Consider the following 18074-nt stretch of genomic DNA (forward strand, 5'->3'; position numbering starts at 1 on the left):
TTCAACCACGACTTAAATCGGTATGGTATGCGCTCGCCTGAACGTAAGAGACAATAATGACTACTGCTATTCAACCTTCCGGGAAACAGGGCGCGCTGCTGGTTGCAGGCATCCTGATGATCGCCACGACGCTGCGCGTCACCTTTACCGGGGTCGCCCCCCTGCTCGACACCATCCGACAGGACTATGGCTTAAGCACGGCGCAAACCGGCCTGCTCACAACGCTGCCTCTGCTGGCCTTCGCCTTTATCTCTCCCCTTGCCGCAGGCGTCGCCCGGCGCCTGGGCATGGAGCGCAGCCTTTTTATCGCTCTGCTGCTGATTTGCATCGGGATTGGCGTACGTTCGCTGCCGTCGGCCTCGCTGCTGTTTATCGGTACGGCGATCGTGGGCTGTGGGATTGCGCTGGGCAATGTCCTGTTACCCGGATTAATCAAACGTGATTTTCCGGGCCAGGTCGCAAAACTGACGGGGGCTTATTCGCTGACGATGGGGGCCGCCGCTGCCGCAGGGTCGGCGCTGATCGTCCCGCTGTCGCTGGGGAATGCTGGCTGGCACGGGGCGCTGTTGATGCTGATGTTCTTCCCGCTGGTGGCGCTGCTGCTGTGGTTACCGCAATGGCGCAAGAGGCCGGCCGCCACCCTGACCGGTGCGGGCGCGTTGCACAATCGGGCAATCTGGCGCTCGGCACTCGCCTGGCAGGTGACGCTTTTTCTGGGCATTAACTCGCTGATTTACTACGTCATTAACGGCTGGTTACCCGCGATTTTACTTAGCCACGGCTACAGCGAAACGCAGGCTGGCTCCATGCACGGACTTCTCCAGCTGGCAACCGCTGTTCCCGGTCTCGCCATTCCGCTGATCCTGCACCGTCTTAACGATCAGCGTGGCATAGCCGGGCTTGTCGCTCTGATGTGCGCCGTCAGTGCGGCCGGGTTCTGGTTCGCGCCGGGGCTGGCCGTCGTCTGGACGCTGGTGTTTGGCTTTGGATCCGGCGCCACCATGATCCTCGGCCTGACGTTTATCGGACTGCGGGCCAGCTCGGCCCATCAGGCCGCCGCGCTCTCCGGCATGGCACAGTCGATTGGCTATCTGCTGGCGGCCTGTGGCCCACCGCTGATGGGGAAAATTCACGATACCGCCGGAGACTGGCGCATTCCGCTGCTGGCCTGCGCGCTGGCTGCGGTAGTGATGGCCCTGTGCGGCATGCTGGCCGGGCGTGACCGGGAGATCACACCCCGCTGACATTCAAGGCAGACCTGACGGTCTGCTTTTTTTATCCCTGCGCCGCCCGCAGCATGGCCTGTACCAGCACCACCGGGCGCCCTTGAAGCGCAGCCCGCTCATGCTGGAACAGGGTGATGACAAAGAAAGGATGGGTCAGCAGCTCTGCCGCGCGGATCTCGCCCTGCTCGTCCCAGCCCGTTACGCGCATGTCGCCCCGCTCAAGCTGGCTGGCAAACTCAGACGAGACGCCGTAATTGCAGTGATAACCTTCCTGAATTTCCGGCTTGCCGTACGCTTTGGCAATCAGCGTGTTGTTCCGCAGCTCAATCGCGTCGGTTTTTTCCACCAGCGAGCAGGCCAGCGGCGCAATCACCATCCTCCCCTCGGTATCGGTTTCGGCATGGCCTGCATCGTGCCAACCCAGCACATTACGGGCATACTCAATCAGCGCATGCTGGAACCCGCCGCAGGTGCCGAGAAAAGGGATGCTGTTTTCACGCGCGTAACGCGCGGCAATAAACGCCGCCTCGGTGTTTTTATACGGGCTTGCCGGTACCAGCCAGATGGCATCGTACCCGACCAGGTCTTCGGGGTTGGTCAGCTCAGGCGTGGCGAGCCAGTCATAATCAGCGGTGAGATCCAGAACCGCAGCGGCGTCGTCAATCGCCAGCGGGATCGCCTGGTGCGCAATAACATCGGGATTGTAATCACCAACCAGCGCAATGCGCAGCGTCGTTTTAACCGGGGAGAGTTCCATGAGAGATTCCTTATGCCGGAGGATTTTCAGATAACATAAGGAACCTCAGACTACCGATCTTTTGCAATTATCACAATACCTTAAATTGGGTGGTTAAACGCCGGGTGCTATAGTGTTCTTGCCGAACGTCGAACGGTAGGAGGAAAACGGATGATTCAATGTAAGCGCGTCTATGAGCAGGCAACGTCAGACGATGGTTACCGGGTGCTGGTAGACAGACTCTGGCCGCGAGGGATAAAAAAGACCGACCTCGCCTGTGATGAGTGGTGTAAAGCGCTAACGCCGTCCAGCGAACTGCGGAAAGCCTTTCACAGTGAAACGATCGATTTCACCGCGTTCAGTGAAGCCTATCGTAAAGAGCTGGCGCAGCAGCAGGATGAAGGCAAACGCCTGGCGGCCCTCGCCCGACAGCAGACCGTGACGCTACTCTATGGGGCGAAAAATACGGAGCAGAATCACGCGCGGGTACTGGCGGACTGGCTGCGTGAACTGTGATTAACCGATTGCCAGCTCATCCACGTTGTGTGGCATCTCGTCGGGAGTAAGCGGCATCAAATGTTCCGGGCGAACAAACGCAAAACCGTGCTGATTATCAAAGGCGTAAACATCACCGGTGACCAGCCACAGCGCACGCGCTGATGTATCAGGTAATTGCGTCATGACGCCGTTAACCGGGTTCACAAAACGCTGGCCCGGCTGACAAAGGCCAAACAGCTCCACGGATTTACCGATATTTCGACGGCCCGCCGTCGTACGCGCACCCACAATTATCGCCATGCTGCCCGGTTTTAACTGAAACATACTTCTTCTCGCAAACGTACCGCCAGAAACTGGCTAAGAATAATCCTAAAGAGAAGTGTATCGCAGTTTTATTGCCGTTGTCATCTGGTCGGTTGCGGATGATCGCGGCGGTAGAGATCCCATTCATCGATCACTTCCCCGCCTGGCAATTTGCACTCGGTACGTACACCCTGCGGGCTTTGAACAGGGATTTGCTCTCCCCCTTTCTCCAGACAGTACACTGACGCCGGATTTGCCATACCAATAGCGTGCGGCGGTTGAGGCGCATCGGGAGGAGGTGTCTTTGTTGAGCATGCGGCCAGCGGTAAAACCAGCGCCAGGAGAAGATATTTCATTATCATGATCCTTCAGGGTGTTGAAAACGTCAGAGTAACGGGTCATCGCCGTTTTCTCCATGATTTCTCCATTAAACCTGCACGATTCATCCCTATAGTGGTGTCTGTTCTCACTCTGACCAGAGAACATCATTCCGTAATCAAGATGTTTTGCCCCGATCTCAACATCGGGGCTTTTTTTTAGCCTCTCCTTCATCCGCTTTCAGAAGAATCTATAAAATTAATCCAGTTCATGTTTTACTATGACCGGAGTCTATATTTTCAGCATAACATGCAGATACAGAGGTCTTCTGCATGGGAGTCAACCTGCCTCATGTCAGATATCATTCTTGCCCGTGTTTCAGAAACCCTCTCCACCGAGCAATCTCTCGACAGTCTGGTGCGTCAGCTACTGGAAATGCTGGAAATTGTGACGGATATGGAATCAACCTACCTGACCAAAATCGATATCAACGCGCGTTTGCAGCACATTTTATATGCCCGTAACAGCAAGCAAATGCAGATCCCGGAAGGGTTCAGCGTGCCCTGGGACGAAACGCTCTGTAAGCGCGCCATGGATAGCGACACCTTGTTCAGTAACGAGGTGCCCGACCGCTGGCCGGAGTGTGAAGCGGCAAAAGCACTGGGTATTACAACCTATATGAGCGTGCCGGTTCACCTGGCTGACGGTTCTCTGTACGGCACGCTTTGCGCTGCCAGCACCGCACAGAAACAGTTCAGCGAGCGTGGCGAGCAGGTGATCAGGCTCTTTGCCGGGTTAATTGGTCAGTACATTCAGAAAGAGTCGCTTGTGCTTCAGCTTCGTGAAGCAAATGCGGCGCTCATTGCCCACTCTTACACCGACGCCCTTACCGGCCTGCCGAACCGTCGCGCCATTTTTGAAAACCTTACCACCCTGTTCTCACTGGCGCGCCATCTTAACCGCAACGTCATGATTGCCTTTATTGACCTCGATGATTTCAAGCGAATCAATGATCAGTACGGTCATGAAGCGGGCGATCGGTTCCTCGTTCAGGTCGGCAATCGTCTGACTCACCAGCAAACGCAGGACGAAATTATCGGCCGGCTCGGCGGCGATGAATTTCTGGTTGCCAGCCTGAGTCACAGCGATGATGGCGACGCCAGCACAGAGGTCAACGCTATCAAAACCCGCCTCAACGGCCGTATCGCGGGTGAATATGGGTTAGGTAATGTCACTATTCTCTATCCCGGTGCAAGCTATGGCGTCGTTATTGTTGATCCTCACTGCACAGATGAAGATAGTGCCCTGCGCACCGCAGACCTCGCGATGTATCAGGATAAAAAAGGAAAAAACAAAACAGGCTTTGTCGCGTTAGATTAAAACCGTACACTCTACGGCCTTATACAAACTCAAACAGGTGATGGCATGAGAATAGGGATCCTCTTTCCGGTGGTTATTTTTATCACGGCAGTCGTGTTTTTAGGCTGGTTTTTCCTTGGCGGTTACGCCGCGCCGGGGGCATAAATGAGAAAAACGACCCTCATCATGCTGATTGTCGCCATCGTGGCCGTCGCCGGTACGCAGTTAGGCTGGTGGTAACGCCCAAAGTAAAAAGGCCGCCCTCAGGCAGCCTTTTTAACACAGGTCAGATTTAGCTTTTGATTTTTCTGTAGATAAACAGAACAACCAGCGCGCCAATCACCGCGACGACAAAGCTGCCGAAGTTGAAGCCATCAACTCTGCCAAAGCCGAACAGGGTACTGATCCAGCCACCGACGACTGCACCCACAATCCCCAGAACGATCGTGACGATGAAACCGCCGCCATCTTTGCCCGGCATAATCCACTTCGCCAGGATCCCCGCAATCAGCCCAAAGATAATCCAGGATAAAATTCCCATAGCTTTCCTCTCTGTATGGTTTTTGTCATTAAATCAACGACACAGAAAAGGATAGCACAGGATCTGAGAAAGGAAATTTGTGATAAGAATCACACGGTTCGTTTGAGTAAAATCTGAGCAATAAAAATTGCCGTTCCACACTCATCGTGGGGTTGCATCTTTTACTGAGAAAGATTATCTTTCTCATTACTGAATAGTTGAGCAAATCACTCAGGTATTCAGTACGACATTGCTCACATTGCTTCCAGTATTTCTTGCCCACTTTTTAGTGGGCTTTTTTTTGCCTCACCCCACCAAAATCTGGCGTTTTTTCCCAGGAGGTGAACCGCTATTCTCTGTGGCTACTGAACAGCAAAGTGAATCTGATAACATGAACGTATCGAGCAAGTTCGTCATCTGCCTTAATCTTGTTTCTGCCAGTACGCTACTGTTACTGCTCTCAACACGGTTTGAGTGGTTCTGAGATGTAATGAGTCGGCATGGTGGCTTTCCTTTCAATTACGTGCGGGCTTAACGCGCATACTTGTAGCTTTAATGACCTGTGTTAAGATCCCTGCACCTCAGGACGTGGCGGGACAGCAGGAAAATGAACAAGGCCATTGCCGTTGCTATCATCTCAACCTTTATGGTCGTCCTGTCGCTGTATGCGGTTAACGCCATTATCGTTGAGCAGCAAAAGGACCGGCAGAGGGAGATCTCCCACACGCTCTTACGCTATTCCGAAGACTTGACGCAAAATATCGCCAGTACGCTTAAAAATACCTCCGCGAAGGGATGCGATAACGCCAGCCTGAACGTCTACCGTAATTTAAAGATGCAGAGTCTCTATTTCGCCGATGTGGGGTTTATTGAAAATGGGAAAATTACCTGCACCGCATTTTGGGGCAAGCTGGCAAATCCCATCGCCCTTCCCTCTGAGCTTCACAACACCCTGAACGGATTCAGTCTGGCGCAATTTTCACAGAAAGATTTTTTTGTAGGCAATGCGACAATTTATAACCATCTTATTATCTTCACATCACGTTCAGCCTACGATAAATTCTCTCCGGTCACCGCCAACTATTCACTTCGTTCTACCACGAAAGATTTCGACCGAACCTTTTTTACCGTTACGTCACCTACAGAAAACCTTAGCCGCTTGTCGTCACTGTTATTCACACAGACCGTGACGCAGTGCAGCACGCGCTGGGATTTGTGCGTTACCGTCACCCACCACAATGCCGGACTGGCATCGCTCTCCCGCGTAGTGATGGTGCTCCTGTGCCTGTTTTTATACTTTATCTGGGTATCCCTGACGCTGTTTTCTCTTCGACTTTATGAAGATCGACTTTCTCTTGAGCGAACGCTGGTCAAGGCGGTGATAGCGAATACTATCAGCGTTCATTTTCAGCCCATAATTCGGGTTGCTGATAAGAAAATCGTCGGGGTTGAAGTCTTATCAAGATGGCAGGATAACAATCACAAAGAGGTTTCTCCTGAGCTGTTTATCCCGTTAATTAAAAAAATTGGTCTGTATAACGTTTATTATCAGAACATGATAAAGAAATCCCTGGCGGAAATTGCCGGGCTGGCGGCCGAACATCAGTTAATGATTTCACTGAACGTTGGCCGGACGGAAATTGAAGACGGCAAATTTCTGGCGGTATTACGTCATGCATGCTTAGAGAACGCTATTCCCTTATCGTTAATCAAAGTTGAGTTATCCGAGAATGGCGTTTCCACCTCGGCCATCCTTGAAGAGTTTTGTGAGGATCTTAAATCGGCAGGCGTCAAAATTTCAATAGACGATTTTGGCGTGCAAAACTCTAATCTGGCAAGGCTGTCCAATCTCAAATATGACGAAATCAAAGTGGATAAGTCGTTAGTGGATGGCATCAACGAGCATTATAAACAGGATATCCTGGTGATCTTTAGCGACGCGCTCGCTAAACTGCACAAAACCCTGGTGTTTGAGGGAGTCGAAAGCGAAACGCAATATCAGTTCATCGCGCAGAGATACCCCGATGCCCTCGTGCAAGGCTGGTACTTTTCAAAATCACTAACCCGGCACGACCTCGCCAGCCTGCTGGCTTACTCAGCGCGATGAAGCGTTATTCATTGCCCCATTGATTCAGGAAGTTCGCAATATCGTCAATGCGCGCTTCATCTATCTCCGCCTGGACAGCCATCTCCCGCTGCGCCTCTTCACTGATTTCCTCATTGTTGTTTAAGCGAGTGAGCAGCAGCTGAAAATAGTGTGCCAGTGGCGTACGCTCCGCCTCTTCTGGCGGTTTTGCCGTTTCAGTCGCATACTCGTCGACGATGTCATAATACTTGAGCGGGATATCATGGGTCATAGCGTTGTTTTCCGTCTTGTGTGCATAAAAAACGGGAACCCTCAGGCTCCCGTTGTCATTTAACCCAGCGAGTGGATTACATGTTCGCGATAATCGCGTCGCCAAACTCTGAGCATTTCAGAAGTTTAGCGCCTTCCATCAGACGTTCAAAGTCATAGGTGACGGTTTTGGCGTTAATCGCGCCTTCCATACCCTTAACGATCAGGTCTGCGGCTTCGAACCATTCCATATGACGCAGCATCATCTCTGCGGACAGAATGATAGAGCCTGGGTTGACTTTGTCCTGGCCCGCATATTTCGGTGCAGTACCGTGAGTTGCTTCGAACAGGGCGCACTCGTCACCGATGTTCGCGCCCGGGGCGATACCGATACCACCGACCTGCGCTGCCAGCGCATCAGAGATGTAGTCACCGTTCAGGTTCATACAGGCGATCACGTCATATTCAGCAGGACGCAGCAGGATCTGTTGCAGGAACGCATCGGCGATCACATCTTTAATGATGATCTCTTTACCGGTGTTCGGGTTTTTAATTTTCTGCCATGGGCCGCCGTCGATCAGTTCACCGCCGAACTCTTCGGTCGCCAGCTGGTAGCCCCAGTCTTTGAACGCGCCTTCGGTGAACTTCATGATATTGCCTTTGTGAACCAGGGTCACAGAGTCACGATCGTTGGTGATAGCGTATTCGATGGCGGCACGCACCAGACGCTTGGTCCCTTCTTCGGAGCACGGCTTGATGCCGATGCCGCAATGCTCAGGGAAGCGAATTTTCTTCACGCCCATCTCTTCGCGCAGGAATTTAATCACTTTTTCTGCATCAGCAGAATCCGCTTTCCATTCGATACCGGCGTAGATGTCTTCAGAGTTTTCACGGAAGATGACCATGTCGGTCAGTTCCGGGTGCTTAACCGGGCTTGGAGTGCCCTGGTAGTAACGCACCGGACGCAGACACACATACAGATCCAGTTCCTGACGCAGCGCCACGTTCAGGGAGCGAATGCCGCCGCCAACTGGCGTGGTCAGAGGGCCTTTGATAGCAACGCGATAGTCGCGGATCAGGTCCAGCGTTTCGGCTGGCAGCCAGACGTCCTGGCCATAAACTTGAGTCGATTTTTCACCGGTGTAAATTTCCATCCAGGAAATTTTACGCTCGCCTTTGTAGGCTTTCTCAACAGCGGCATCAACCACTTTCAGCATTGCCGGGGTAACGTCTACACCGATACCGTCACCTTCGATGAACGGGATAATCGGGTTGTGAGGAACGTTAATCTTGCCGTTTTGCAGGGTGATCTTTTTACCTTCCGCCGGAACAACTACTTTGCTTTCCATTAACCTCTCCTTCGAGCGCTTCTGGTTGTTACTGATCTTATGTTAATAAATTGTAATGAGCCTTCCGATAGTACCTGATTGTCCGACGCCATGAAAGGTCTTCGTTATTAGGCTATAATGCGGCAATTGATAACGCCTGAAAATACCATGAAGAAAACTTCTTTTAGAAAACACCGGGTTGAGCGATTCAGCTCACGACAAGCCACCAAAAGAACGCCAGAACCCCAGCCAACGCGGGTCATACTGTTCAATAAACCCTACGATGTATTGCCGCAGTTTACCGACGAGGCCGGGCGCAGCACGCTGAAGGATTTTATCCCCGTTCAGGGGGTCTACGCGGCCGGGCGTCTGGATCGCGACAGCGAGGGGCTGCTGGTGCTTACCAATGACGGCGTGCTCCAGGCCAGGCTTACTCAGCCGGGCAAACGTACCGGAAAAATTTACTATGTGCAGGTTGAAGGCGAGCCGGACGACGCGTCGCTGGCAAAGCTGCGCAACGGCGTAACGCTGAACGATGGTCCTACCCTGCCAGCTGGTATTGAGCGCGTGAATGAACCCGAGTGGCTGTGGCCGCGCAACCCGCCGATTCGTGAGCGCAAATCGATTCCCACCAGTTGGCTTAAAATCACCCTTTATGAAGGCCGCAACCGACAGGTCAGGCGCATGACTGCGCATGTGGGCTTCCCTACCCTGCGACTCATTCGCTACGCCATGGGCAGCTACACGCTGGACTCGCTGGCTAACGGGGAATGGCGGGATGTTACCCCTAAGGAGAACTGATGTTTAAACCCCATGTTACGGTCGCCTGCGTGGTCCACGCGCAGGGGAAATTCCTGGTGGTGGAAGAGACCATCAACGGCAAAGCGCTTTGGAATCAGCCAGCCGGGCATCTTGAAGCCAACGAAACCTTATTGCAGGCAGCGAAACGCGAGCTCTGGGAAGAGACGGGTATCCGCGCCGAACCGCAGCACTTTATCCGTATGCATCAGTGGATAGCGCCTGACCAGACACCTTTCCTGCGCTTTTTATTCGCCGTTGAGCTTAACGAAACGTGCGCCACTGAACCGCACGACGACGATATCGATCGCTGCCTGTGGATGACCGCAGACGAGATCCTGAACGCGTCAAACCTGCGCTCGCCGCTGGTTGCGGAAAGCATCCGCTGCTGGCAGTCTGCGGCTCGCCTGCCGCTGGATGTCATTGCAGAATTTAACTGGCCGTTTACAGAGGGTGTCAATGGTGGGGGGGCGTGATAGAATACGCCGCCTTGAAGTTCAATGTCGTGAGTATTCCATGTCAGATAACAGCCAGAAAAAAGTGATCGTCGGCATGTCCGGCGGTGTCGATTCCTCCGTTTCCGCCTACCTGTTGCAGCAACAGGGCTATAAGGTGGAGGGCCTGTTCATGAAGAACTGGGAGGAAGACGATGGCGAGGAATACTGCACTGCCGCTGCGGATCTCGCCGATGCGCAGGCCGTGTGCGATAAGCTCGGCATCGAACTGCACACCGTTAACTTTGCCGCAGAATACTGGGACAACGTTTTTGAACTCTTCCTCGAAGAGTACAAAGCGGGCCGCACGCCAAACCCGGATATCCTGTGTAACAAAGAGATCAAATTCAAAGCCTTCCTGGAATTCGCCGCGGAAGATCTGGGCGCAGACTACATTGCGACCGGCCACTACGTGCGTCGCGCGGATGTGAATGGTAAAAGCCAGCTGCTGCGCGGTCTGGATGGCAATAAAGATCAGAGCTACTTCCTCTATACGCTGAGCCATGAACAGATTGCCCAAAGTCTGTTCCCGGTCGGCGAGCTGGAAAAGCCGGAAGTGCGTAAGATTGCTGAAGATTTGGATCTGATCACCGCGAAGAAAAAAGACTCCACCGGTATCTGTTTTATCGGCGAGCGTAAATTCCGCGAGTTCCTGGGGCGCTACCTGCCTGCACAGCCGGGCAAAATCGTCACCGTTGACGGTGATGAGATTGGTCAGCACCAGGGGCTGATGTACCACACTCTCGGCCAGCGTAAAGGTCTGGGTATCGGCGGCACCAAAGAGGGCAGCGAGGATCCGTGGTACGTGGTCGACAAAGATGTCGAAAACAATATTCTGGTGGTGGCTCAGGGTCACGACCATCCGCGCCTGATGTCCGTTGGACTTATCGCGCAACAGCTGCACTGGGTCGATCGCGAGCCGCTGAAAGGCACGTTGCGCTGCACCGTGAAAACGCGCTACCGCCAGACGGACATCCCTTGCACCGTCACCGCACTGGATGACGATCGCATTGACGTGCGTTTCGACGAACCGGTTTCCGCCGTTACCCCTGGCCAGTCAGCTGTTTTCTACAGCGGCGAAATTTGCCTCGGCGGTGGGATCATTGAACAGCGCCTGCCGCTGCCTGCTGTTTAAACCGTTTGCACACATAAAGGAGACCGTGTGGCGAAGAACTATTACGACATCACCCTGGCGCTGGCGGGAATTTGCCAGTCAGCCCGTCTGGTGCAACAGCTGGCGCATCAGGGTCATTGCGACGCTGATGCCCTGCACGTTTCACTCAACAGCGTTATCGATCTTAACCCAGGCTCCACGCTGGGCGTCTTTGGCGGCAGTGAAACCAATCTTCGTCTCGGTCTTGAAACCCTGCTCGGCATGCTCAACGCCAGCAACCGTCAGGGGTTGAACGCGGAACTGACCCGCTACACCTTAAGCCTGATGGTGCTGGAACGTAAGCTGAACGCGGCGAAAGGCGCAATGAATACCCTGGGCGATCGCATCGCCGGGCTACAGCGCCAGCTCGACCACTTTGACCTCCAGTCTGAGACCCTGCTGAGCGCGATGGCCGGTATCTACGTCGACGTAATTAGCCCGCTCGGCCCGCGTATTCAGGTCACCGGTTCGCCTGCCGTATTGCAAAGCCCACAGGTACAGGCGAAGGTACGCGCTTCGCTGCTGGCAGGCATCCGTGCCGCCGTGCTGTGGCAACAGGTCGGCGGTGGCCGCCTACAGCTCATGTTTTCTCGTCATCGCCTGACGACTCAGGCAAAACAAATTCTTGCTCATTGTTAACCTCCCGGAGTTGCGAATTATGGAATTATCCTCACTGACCGCCGTATCCCCTGTCGATGGACGCTACGGCGATAAAGTCAGCGCGCTGCGCGGGATCTTCAGCGAATATGGCCTGCTGAAGTTCCGTGTTCAGGTTGAAGTGCGCTGGCTGCAAAAGCTGGCCGCCCAGACAGCAATCAAGGAAGTTCCTGCTTTTGACGCAAAGGCAAACGATTACCTTGATAAAATCGTTGCTGAGTTCAGCGAAGAAGATGCCGCGCGTATTAAAACCATCGAACGCACCACCAACCACGACGTGAAAGCGGTTGAATACTTCCTGAAAGAGAAAGTGGCAAGCGTCCCTGCCCTGCACGCGGTATCTGAATTTATTCACTTCGCCTGTACCTCTGAAGATATTAACAACCTGTCTCACGCGCTGATGCTCTCTACCGCACGCAAAGAGGTGGTACTCCCTTACTGGCGTAAAATCATCGATGCGGTGAAAGCGCTGTCCGTGGAGTACCGCGATATTCCGCTGTTGTCCCGTACTCATGGCCAGCCAGCAACCCCATCCACCATGGGTAAAGAGATGGCAAACGTGGCGTACCGCATGGAACGCCAGTATCGTCAGCTGGAGCAGGTTGAGATCCTCGGCAAAATCAACGGCGCGGTGGGTAACTACAACGCCCACATTGCGGCGTACCCGGAAGTGGACTGGCACCAGTTCAGTGAAGAGTTCGTGACGTCTCTGGGGATCCAGTGGAACCCGTACACCACCCAGATTGAGCCGCACGACTACATCGCTGAGCTGTTTGACTGCATTGCGCGCTTCAACACCATCCTGATCGACTTCGATCGTGACGTCTGGGGCTACATCGCCCTGAACCACTTCAAGCAGAAGACCATCGCCGGGGAAATCGGTTCGTCCACCATGCCGCACAAAGTGAACCCAATCGACTTCGAAAACTCCGAAGGTAATCTGGGCCTGGCGAATGCCGTGTTGCAGCATATGGCGAGTAAGCTGCCGGTCTCCCGCTGGCAGCGCGACCTGACTGACTCCACGGTGCTGCGTAACCTGGGCGTGGGTATTGGCTACGCGCTGATCGCCTACCAGTCCACCCTGAAGGGTGTGAGCAAGCTGGAGGTGAACCGCGACCGTCTGCTGGACGAGCTGGATCACAACTGGGAAGTGCTGGCGGAGCCGATTCAGACGGTGATGCGTCGTTATGGCATCGAAAAACCGTACGAGAAACTCAAAGAGCTGACCCGCGGTAAACGCGTTGATGCTGAGGGTATGAAACAGTTTATCGATGGTCTGGCGCTGCCCGAAGAAGAAAAAGCGCGCCTGAAAGAGATGACCCCGGCAAACTATATTGGCCGCGCCATTACTATGGTTGACGAGCTGAAGTAATCACCCTCCCCCTTTCCACCCGGAAAGGGGGCTGCTTTTCATCATCGTGTCGACGTTCACACCCCGTTACAGGCTCTGCCGGGATTACAACCTGTTGTCAGGCTGGTTGTTATTTTTCGCCGTGGAATAACTTTCCGGAATATATCGTTTTAAGCCGAACGGGCACAGCCTGAACTGGCACGGGGTCTCAACCGTGCATGGCCGATCCATCTCCTGCCGGTTACCTGGACACGCGTTTTTCTGTTTGAACCCCATCCAGCCAATTGATGTATAGGGCATTGCCTGCGCTATCCATACCCTACGCCGCCGATCGTTAATCAGGATACCCTGGTTTGAGGTGGTGATGATTTCACCGGCACGAACGTAATAATCCCCTTTTAGCCAAAGGATATAATTCAGGCCATATTGTGTTTCAACTTTGCAAAAGATGGTTCCACTTTCCGGGCTCGCAATAGTCTCAACAACCTTCCATTCCATAGAATCCTCTTTACTCGCTATATTGCTGTTTTGTTGTGTAAAAATGCTGATTTTCTGGCACATCTTATGCAAATCTAATTTCGCACCATAAAATAAGCGTAGACAAAGACAGACATAGTGAGAACATCCTTACAAAAAAAAGGGCAATCTTTACAAAACTGGCGTGCCCGTTCTGTCAAAAAAGCGACTCGCCTTCAACCGTTCATAAACGGATGGATGTTTTATCCGGATTGCGAAAGCGTGCGAAAACAAGTCAGTTTATATTACCCGCGCCTTCTGGGGGCGTATGAGGCTTATGTGAGGTGGGTGGGCGATATGAAACAGGATCAGGTCAACATACTTAATAATCAGATGCCTGGGGTATTACCACCTGTCTTCGGAAGCATGAAAAAAATCATTTAATTTCATAACGCTGGTGTCAACCTGGATAATCAGCGTTAAACTATTCATACCATTTATAAAGGGAGAAATGATGATGCGCGTACTGGTTGTTGAGGATAACGCATTGCTACGTCATCACCTGAAAGTTCAACTTCAGGAGATGGGTCATCAGGTGGACGATGCTGAAGACGCAAAAGAGGCCGATTATTATCTCAATGAACACCTGCCGGACATCGCCATTGTCGATTTAGGGCTGCCGGATGAAGACGGATTATCTCTTATCCGCCGCTGGCGTAGCCATGACGTTTCCCTGCCGGTACTGGTGCTGACTGCTCGCGAAGGCTGGCAGGACAAGGTTGAAGTGTTGAGCGCAGGCGCAGATGACTACGTGACCAAACCCTTCCATATTGAAGAAGTCGCCGCGCGTATGCAGGCGCTGCTGCGCCGCAACAGCGGGTTGGCGTCACAGGTGATCTCTCTGCCGCCGTTCCAGGTGGATCTCTCCCGCCGCGAATTTTCAATAAATGATGAAGTAATCAAGCTGACCGCATTCGAATACACCATCATGGAAACGCTGATCCGTAACAACGGTAAAGTGGTGAGCAAAGATTCCCTGATGCTTCAGCTTTATCCGGATGCCGAACTGCGCGAAAGCCACACCATTGACGTGCTGATGGGCCGCCTGCGCAAAAAAATTCAGGCACAGTACCCGCACGACGTGATTACCACCGTGCGTGGTCAGGGCTACCTGTTCGAATTACGCTAAATGAAAGGGATTTTGCGCCACATTTTACCCCTTTCACTGCGGGTTCGCTTTCTGCTGGCAACCGCCGCCGTCGTGCTCGTGCTGTCCCTCTCTTACGGAATGGTGGCGTTGGTCGGGTACAGCGTAAGCTTCGATAAAACCACCTTCCGCCTGCTTCGCGGCGAAAGTAATCTGTTCTATACCCTGGCGAAATGGGAGAACAACCAAATCACCGTCGAGATGCCGGAAAACCTGAACCAGCAGAGCCCAACGCTGGCACTCATTTACGATGAAAAAGGAAAATTGCTGTGGGCGCAGCGCGACGTCCCCTGGCTGAAAAAGCGCATCCGTCCGGAATGGCTTAAAACCAATGGTTTTCACGAAATAGAAGCCGACCTCAACTCTACCAGCATCCTGCTGCGTGACGATCGGGCGTTACAGAACAAGCTCAATGAGATCCGCGCTGAAGATGACGACACGGAGATGACCCACTCGGTGGCCATCAACCTGTATCCCGCTACTCTGAACATGCCGCAGCTGACCATTGTAGTGATCGATACCATACCGGTTGAGCTAAAACGTTCGTATATGGTCTGGAACTGGTTCGTGTACGTTCTGGCTGCCAACCTGCTGCTTGTGATCCCTCTCCTGTGGGTTGCTGCTTGGTGGAGCCTCCGCCCGATTGAATCCCTTGCCAAAGAGGTGCGCGAGCTGGAGGAACATCACCGCGAGAAGCTTAACCCTGAAACTACGCGCGAACTGACCAGCCTGGTGCGCAACCTCAACCGCCTGCTGAAAAGCGAACGTGAACGTTACGACAAGTATCGCACGACGCTCACCGATCTTACGCACAGCCTGAAAACCCCGCTGGCAGTGATGCAAAGTACACTGCGTTCAATGCGCAGTTCGAAAATGAGCGTGGATGACGCCGAGCCGGTAATGCTGGAGCAAATCAGCCGTATTTCACAGCAGATTGGTTATTATCTGCACCGCGCGAGCATGCGTTCCGGAAGCGCCTTATTGAGCCGTGAACTGCACCCGGTAGCCCCGCTGCTGGATAACCTCACCTCTGCGCTGAACAAGGTTTACCAGCGTAAAGGGGTAAACATCAGTCTGGATATCTCACCGGAAATAAGCTTTGTTGGCGAGAAGAATGACTTTATGGAAGTGATGGGTAATCTGCTCGATAACGCCTGCAAATATTGTCTGGAGTTTGTCGAGGTGTCCGCGCGCGTAACGGATAACGAACTGCATATTATCGTTGAGGATGATGGTCCTGGCATTCCCCATAATAAACGCGAAGTGGTATTCGATCGCGGTCAGCGCGCCGATACGCTGCGCCCGGGCCAGGGTGTCGGATTATCCGTCGCCCGGGAAATTGTCGATCAGTACGAGGGCAAGATTGAAACCGGCGAAAGTCTGCTGGGCGGTGCCCGTATGGAAGTCATTTTTGGCCGCCAACAGCCCGTATTGAACGATAGTTAACCCGAAATGTGAAAAATACGCGGATCTCGCAGCCAGGGGTCGGTGCTTCCGTTATAATCCGTCTCAGTAAGAGCCTGCGGAATACAAAAATATGGATTATCAATTAACGCTTAACTGGCCCGAATTTATTGAACGTTACTGGCAAAAACGCCCGGTCGTTCTTAAACGCGGGATCAGCAATTTTATCGACCCTATTTCTCCTGACGAACTCGCTGGTCTGGCGATGGAAAACGAGGTAGACAGCCGTCTGGTGAGCCATCAGGACGGGAAATGGCAGGTCAGCCACGGTCCCTTTGAAAGCTACGATCACCTGGGCGAAAGCAACTGGTCTTTACTGGTGCAGGCGGTCAACAACTGGCACGAACCCACCGCAGCCTTGATGCGTCCCTTCCGCGCCCTCCCAGACTGGCGAATGGACGATCTGATGATCTCCTTCTCTGTTCCCGGTGGCGGCGTGGGTCCGCATCTTGATCAGTACGACGTGTTTATCATTCAGGGTACAGGTCGCCGTCGCTGGCGAGTGGGCGAAAAAGTGCCAATGAAGCAGCACTGCCCGCACCCGGATCTGCTTCAGGTTGATCCGTTTGAAGGGATCATTGATGAAGAGCTGGAGCCAGGCGACATTCTGTATATCCCGCCAGGCTTCCCGCATGAAGGTTATTCCCTTGAAAACTCGCTAAACTATTCGGTTGGTTTCCGCGCGCCAAGCGGCCGCGAGATGATCAGCGGATTCGCTGACTATGTTTTACAGCGCGAGCTGGGCAGCCATCGTTACAGCGATCCGGATGTTCCGGCGCGTGAGCACCCGGCCGATATTCTGCCAGAGGAGCTGGATAAGCTGCGCGGTATGATGCTGGATCTGATCAACGAACCGGAGCACTTCAGACAGTGGTTTGGCGAGTTTATCAGCCAGTCGCGTCACGAACTGGACGTCGCGCCGCCAGAGCCGCCGTATCAGGCAGATGAAATTTATGATGCCCTCCAGCAGGGCGATAAGCTGGTTCGTCTGGGCGGATTACGTGTATTGCGCATTGGCGAAGAGGTATTCGTCAACGGCGAGCGCCTGGACTCTCCACACCGTCCGGCACTGGAAGCGATTGCCAGCCATATGGTGCTGTCTGCGGATACCTTTGGCGACGCGCTGGACGATCCCTCCTTCCTCGCCATGCTGGCCGCGCTGGTTAACAGCGGGTACTGGTTTTTTGAGGACTGAGTCATGATGTTTGCCGGGTGGCGGCTACGCCTTACCCGGCCTACAAAAGCCGTTCCCGTAGGCCCGGTAAGCGATGCGCCACCGGGCTTTTTTTACTTCCGCTCCCCCGCCGCAAAATCCTCAATCTCACCCGCCCAGTCTGCCGGATATAACCCCTCCCGCACGTCCCGATGAAACGTTGAATAGGGCCAGTCGACGACTTTCCCGACATAGCCATGCTTCAGCGGATTGATGTAGACGTAATCCATATGCCGCCGGTAATCCTGTTCATTGCGAATGGTGTGTTCCCAGAAACGCGGTTGCCAGACGTGGCGCATCTCAATGTTGCGGCTAAACATTTTTTTGATGTCGCGCCAGCGCGCCGAAAAGTCACTGTCCCCTTCCGGTAAGGTCCAGATACAGTGCATATGTTCAGGCAGGATAACCCAGGCGTTAATGGTGAAGGGCTTCGCATGCTTAACCGTGGCGGTAGCGGAACGCAGGCTGTCGATGTGGCGGGTAAGTAAATCGCTCTGGCGGTTTTGCAGATTGACGGTGAAAAACCAGGTCCCACCGGGGATGTAGTGGCGGCGGTAGTTTGACATTGGCACTCCTTGCCCATTGCCCGGTGGCGCTTCGCTTACCGGGCCTACGATCGAAATGTAGGCCGGGTAAGGCGTAGCCGCCACCCGGCATG

23 protein-coding genes are annotated in these 18074 nt (G+C 53.6%); 15 read left to right on the forward strand and 8 right to left on the reverse strand.

What is annotated here, in order from left to right; all coding sequences use genetic code 11:
- Positions 1–56 precede the first annotated feature (56 nt).
- The gene (locus tag ACOT1A_RS16025; RefSeq protein WP_276170103.1) at positions 57–1244 is read left to right on the forward strand and encodes a CynX/NimT family MFS transporter; all 1188 of its coding nucleotides are present in this window, start codon (positions 57–59) and stop codon (positions 1242–1244) included.
- Positions 1245–1275: 31 nt separating this feature from the next.
- Here the strand turns inward: ACOT1A_RS16025 and ACOT1A_RS16030 are convergent, their stop codons facing one another.
- Complete coding sequence (locus ACOT1A_RS16030; protein ID WP_022647780.1) at positions 1276–1983, reverse strand: CTP synthase C-terminal region-related (seleno)protein; 708 nt, start codon at positions 1981–1983, stop codon at positions 1276–1278.
- A 150-nt stretch (positions 1984–2133) separates the two neighbouring features.
- On the opposite strand from ACOT1A_RS16030, the gene ACOT1A_RS16035 reads away from it, so the two are divergent.
- A complete protein-coding gene (locus ACOT1A_RS16035; protein WP_022647779.1) occupies positions 2134–2478 on the forward strand; it encodes a DUF488 domain-containing protein in 345 nt (114 codons plus the stop codon).
- On the opposite strand, the gene ACOT1A_RS16040 is transcribed toward ACOT1A_RS16035, so the two are convergent.
- Entirely contained in the window at positions 2479–2784 is a 306-nt protein-coding gene (locus ACOT1A_RS16040; protein ID WP_022647778.1) for a hypothetical protein, read from the reverse strand. It lies immediately after the preceding gene.
- An 80-nt stretch (positions 2785–2864) separates the two neighbouring features.
- Positions 2865–3119: a DUF333 domain-containing protein gene (locus ACOT1A_RS16045; protein ID WP_022647777.1), complete on the reverse strand. Its 255-nt coding sequence runs from the start codon at positions 3117–3119 to the stop codon at positions 2865–2867.
- 313 nt (positions 3120–3432) lie between these two features.
- On the opposite strand from ACOT1A_RS16045, the gene ACOT1A_RS16050 reads away from it, so the two are divergent.
- Genes ACOT1A_RS16050 through yoaJ form a run of 3 tightly spaced genes read left to right on the forward strand, consistent with a single transcriptional unit; the run spans position 3433 to position 4680 of the window.
- Positions 3433–4461: a sensor domain-containing diguanylate cyclase gene (locus ACOT1A_RS16050; RefSeq protein WP_022647776.1), complete on the forward strand. Its 1029-nt coding sequence runs from the start codon at positions 3433–3435 to the stop codon at positions 4459–4461.
- Positions 4462–4506: 45 nt separating this feature from the next.
- The gene (locus tag ACOT1A_RS16055; protein WP_015570793.1) at positions 4507–4605 is read left to right on the forward strand and encodes a YoaK family small membrane protein; all 99 of its coding nucleotides are present in this window, start codon (positions 4507–4509) and stop codon (positions 4603–4605) included.
- The gene (yoaJ, locus tag ACOT1A_RS16060) at positions 4606–4680 is read left to right on the forward strand and encodes a protein YoaJ (RefSeq protein WP_071785224.1); all 75 of its coding nucleotides are present in this window, start codon (positions 4606–4608) and stop codon (positions 4678–4680) included.
- Positions 4681–4732: 52 nt separating this feature from the next.
- Here the strand turns inward: yoaJ and ACOT1A_RS16065 are convergent, their stop codons facing one another.
- The gene (locus tag ACOT1A_RS16065) at positions 4733–4981 is read right to left on the reverse strand and encodes a GlsB/YeaQ/YmgE family stress response membrane protein (protein ID WP_022647775.1); all 249 of its coding nucleotides are present in this window, start codon (positions 4979–4981) and stop codon (positions 4733–4735) included.
- Between the two features lie 370 nt (positions 4982–5351).
- On the opposite strand from ACOT1A_RS16065, the gene yncL reads away from it, so the two are divergent.
- Complete coding sequence (gene yncL, locus ACOT1A_RS16070; protein ID WP_071524166.1) at positions 5352–5444, forward strand: stress response membrane protein YncL; 93 nt, start codon at positions 5352–5354, stop codon at positions 5442–5444.
- Positions 5445–5567: 123 nt separating this feature from the next.
- Positions 5568–7067, forward strand: coding sequence for an EAL domain-containing protein (locus ACOT1A_RS16075; RefSeq protein WP_023305887.1), 1500 nt, complete (start codon positions 5568–5570; stop codon positions 7065–7067).
- A gap of 4 nt (positions 7068–7071) precedes the next feature.
- On the opposite strand, the gene ACOT1A_RS16080 is transcribed toward ACOT1A_RS16075, so the two are convergent.
- Positions 7072–7317 carry a DUF2543 family protein gene (locus tag ACOT1A_RS16080; protein ID WP_023299817.1) on the reverse strand — a complete coding sequence of 82 codons (246 nt, stop codon included), beginning with the start codon at positions 7315–7317 and terminating at the stop codon, positions 7072–7074.
- A gap of 76 nt (positions 7318–7393) precedes the next feature.
- A complete protein-coding gene (icd, locus tag ACOT1A_RS16085) occupies positions 7394–8644 on the reverse strand; it encodes an NADP-dependent isocitrate dehydrogenase (RefSeq protein WP_003857898.1) in 1251 nt (416 codons plus the stop codon).
- Between the two features lie 117 nt (positions 8645–8761).
- Between icd and rluE the strand changes: the two genes are divergently transcribed.
- The 5 genes from rluE to purB are packed head-to-tail and all read left to right on the forward strand — an operon-like array spanning position 8762 to position 13097.
- A complete protein-coding gene (gene rluE, locus ACOT1A_RS16090; RefSeq protein WP_276170104.1) occupies positions 8762–9424 on the forward strand; it encodes a 23S rRNA pseudouridine(2457) synthase RluE in 663 nt (220 codons plus the stop codon).
- A complete protein-coding gene (locus ACOT1A_RS16095) occupies positions 9424–9897 on the forward strand; it encodes an NUDIX hydrolase (RefSeq protein WP_171933080.1) in 474 nt (157 codons plus the stop codon). Before rluE ends, ACOT1A_RS16095 begins: the two co-directional genes overlap by 1 nt.
- Positions 9898–9937: 40 nt before the next feature.
- Entirely contained in the window at positions 9938–11050 is a 1113-nt protein-coding gene (mnmA, locus tag ACOT1A_RS16100; RefSeq protein WP_032103856.1) for a tRNA 2-thiouridine(34) synthase MnmA, read from the forward strand.
- Positions 11051–11077: 27 nt separating this feature from the next.
- Positions 11078–11707 (forward strand): high frequency lysogenization protein HflD, encoded by a 630-nt coding sequence (gene hflD, locus ACOT1A_RS16105; RefSeq protein ID WP_276170105.1) that lies wholly within the window; start codon positions 11078–11080, stop codon positions 11705–11707.
- Positions 11708–11726: 19 nt separating this feature from the next.
- The gene (gene purB / locus ACOT1A_RS16110) at positions 11727–13097 is read left to right on the forward strand and encodes an adenylosuccinate lyase (protein WP_023305884.1); all 1371 of its coding nucleotides are present in this window, start codon (positions 11727–11729) and stop codon (positions 13095–13097) included.
- 84 nt (positions 13098–13181) lie between these two features.
- On the opposite strand, the gene ACOT1A_RS16115 is transcribed toward purB, so the two are convergent.
- Positions 13182–13574, reverse strand: a complete 393-nt coding sequence (locus tag ACOT1A_RS16115; protein ID WP_022647769.1) for a hypothetical protein — start codon at positions 13572–13574, stop codon at positions 13182–13184.
- Between the two features lie 475 nt (positions 13575–14049).
- Here ACOT1A_RS16115 and phoP point away from each other — a divergent pair, with 475 nt between their 5' ends.
- From phoP to ACOT1A_RS16130, 3 genes are all read left to right on the forward strand, one after another.
- Complete coding sequence (gene phoP, locus ACOT1A_RS16120) at positions 14050–14721, forward strand: two-component system response regulator PhoP (protein ID WP_026094318.1); 672 nt, start codon at positions 14050–14052, stop codon at positions 14719–14721.
- Entirely contained in the window at positions 14722–16185 is a 1464-nt protein-coding gene (gene phoQ, locus ACOT1A_RS16125; protein ID WP_022647768.1) for a two-component system sensor histidine kinase PhoQ, read from the forward strand.
- A 91-nt stretch (positions 16186–16276) separates the two neighbouring features.
- Complete coding sequence (locus ACOT1A_RS16130; protein ID WP_022647767.1) at positions 16277–17398, forward strand: cupin domain-containing protein; 1122 nt, start codon at positions 16277–16279, stop codon at positions 17396–17398.
- Positions 17399–17490: 92 nt separating this feature from the next.
- Here ACOT1A_RS16130 and ACOT1A_RS16135 read toward each other — a convergent pair whose 3' ends face one another.
- The gene (locus tag ACOT1A_RS16135) at positions 17491–17982 is read right to left on the reverse strand and encodes an REP-associated tyrosine transposase (protein WP_022647766.1); all 492 of its coding nucleotides are present in this window, start codon (positions 17980–17982) and stop codon (positions 17491–17493) included.
- Positions 17983–18074 lie beyond the last annotated feature (92 nt).

The sequence above is a fragment of the Enterobacter cloacae complex sp. SYL003 genome, assembly GCF_049236925.1.
In the GTDB taxonomy this organism is placed as follows: Bacteria; Pseudomonadota; Gammaproteobacteria; order Enterobacterales; family Enterobacteriaceae; genus Enterobacter; species Enterobacter intestinihominis.

Coding starts and splice junctions, on each gene's coding strand:
- purB (WP_023305884.1), top strand. CDS start 11,727: ATGGAATTATCCTCACTGACCGCCGTATCCCCTGTCGATGGACGCTAC.
- ACOT1A_RS16050 (WP_022647776.1), top strand. CDS start 3,433: ATGTCAGATATCATTCTTGCCCGTGTTTCAGAAACCCTCTCCACCGAG.
- ACOT1A_RS16025 (WP_276170103.1), top strand. CDS start 57: ATGACTACTGCTATTCAACCTTCCGGGAAACAGGGCGCGCTGCTGGTT.
- mnmA (WP_032103856.1), top strand. CDS start 9,938: ATGTCAGATAACAGCCAGAAAAAAGTGATCGTCGGCATGTCCGGCGGT.
- ACOT1A_RS16035 (WP_022647779.1), top strand. CDS start 2,134: ATGATTCAATGTAAGCGCGTCTATGAGCAGGCAACGTCAGACGATGGT.
- ACOT1A_RS16075 (WP_023305887.1), top strand. CDS start 5,568: ATGAACAAGGCCATTGCCGTTGCTATCATCTCAACCTTTATGGTCGTC.
- ACOT1A_RS16030 (WP_022647780.1), bottom strand. CDS start 1,983: ATGGAACTCTCCCCGGTTAAAACGACGCTGCGCATTGCGCTGGTTGGT.
- ACOT1A_RS16065 (WP_022647775.1), bottom strand. CDS start 4,981: ATGGGAATTTTATCCTGGATTATCTTTGGGCTGATTGCGGGGATCCTG.
- ACOT1A_RS16055 (WP_015570793.1), top strand. CDS start 4,507: ATGAGAATAGGGATCCTCTTTCCGGTGGTTATTTTTATCACGGCAGTC.
- icd (WP_003857898.1), bottom strand. CDS start 8,644: ATGGAAAGCAAAGTAGTTGTTCCGGCGGAAGGTAAAAAGATCACCCTG.
- ACOT1A_RS16095 (WP_171933080.1), top strand. CDS start 9,424: ATGTTTAAACCCCATGTTACGGTCGCCTGCGTGGTCCACGCGCAGGGG.
- ACOT1A_RS16115 (WP_022647769.1), bottom strand. CDS start 13,574: ATGGAATGGAAGGTTGTTGAGACTATTGCGAGCCCGGAAAGTGGAACC.
- ACOT1A_RS16040 (WP_022647778.1), bottom strand. CDS start 2,784: ATGTTTCAGTTAAAACCGGGCAGCATGGCGATAATTGTGGGTGCGCGT.
- ACOT1A_RS16130 (WP_022647767.1), top strand. CDS start 16,277: ATGGATTATCAATTAACGCTTAACTGGCCCGAATTTATTGAACGTTAC.
- yncL (WP_071524166.1), top strand. CDS start 5,352: ATGAACGTATCGAGCAAGTTCGTCATCTGCCTTAATCTTGTTTCTGCC.
- rluE (WP_276170104.1), top strand. CDS start 8,762: ATGCGGCAATTGATAACGCCTGAAAATACCATGAAGAAAACTTCTTTT.
- ACOT1A_RS16080 (WP_023299817.1), bottom strand. CDS start 7,317: ATGACCCATGATATCCCGCTCAAGTATTATGACATCGTCGACGAGTAT.
- ACOT1A_RS16135 (WP_022647766.1), bottom strand. CDS start 17,982: ATGTCAAACTACCGCCGCCACTACATCCCCGGTGGGACCTGGTTTTTC.
- phoQ (WP_022647768.1), top strand. CDS start 14,722: ATGAAAGGGATTTTGCGCCACATTTTACCCCTTTCACTGCGGGTTCGC.
- phoP (WP_026094318.1), top strand. CDS start 14,050: ATGCGCGTACTGGTTGTTGAGGATAACGCATTGCTACGTCATCACCTG.
- ACOT1A_RS16045 (WP_022647777.1), bottom strand. CDS start 3,119: ATGAAATATCTTCTCCTGGCGCTGGTTTTACCGCTGGCCGCATGCTCA.